Genomic DNA, 438 nt, shown 5'->3' on the forward strand with positions numbered 1-438 from the left:
AATTTCTTGGCGATAAGACGCATCTCAATTTGCAATGGCTCTTCATTGCTGGAATTAAAGGTTTCCACAAAATTGATGCAATACGCTTTCTCAAAAGTGAGCTCCTGAAGTTTGCTCATCGCATCTCTTCTAAAAAATGTGATCTTACCATTCTTGGTTTGGTTGTGATCCAACATCCAGCCCAATAATTCCGGATTCCCGGTGCTTTCTATACGGATAAAAATTTCACCACCTTGAGGCATTCCTTGCGGTTTTCCGGTTCCGTCCGTAGCTTGGGTAAAACTGTATTTGCACTCTAAAATATTGTACGTGTTGCCGTCTAATTCTAATTTAGATAAAAAGGACATATCTTTTTTGTTGTTAGTTAATGGTTGTTAGTTGATAGTTACCTGTTGATGTTGATGACTTTTAATGATTCTCTCCTGAATCTTAATTTTA

1 protein-coding gene is annotated in these 438 nt (G+C 37.2%); it reads right to left on the reverse strand.

Annotated elements, in window-relative coordinates; all coding sequences use genetic code 11:
• The coding region (gene tssD, locus AC2A1C_RS15865) for a type VI secretion system tube protein TssD (protein WP_484026908.1) at nucleotides 1–347 on the reverse strand (347 nt) is incomplete at its 3' end.
• Nucleotides 348–438: the final 91 nt, after the last annotated feature.

This window comes from Chryseobacterium sp. HNCC26DJ241 (assembly GCF_057180505.1).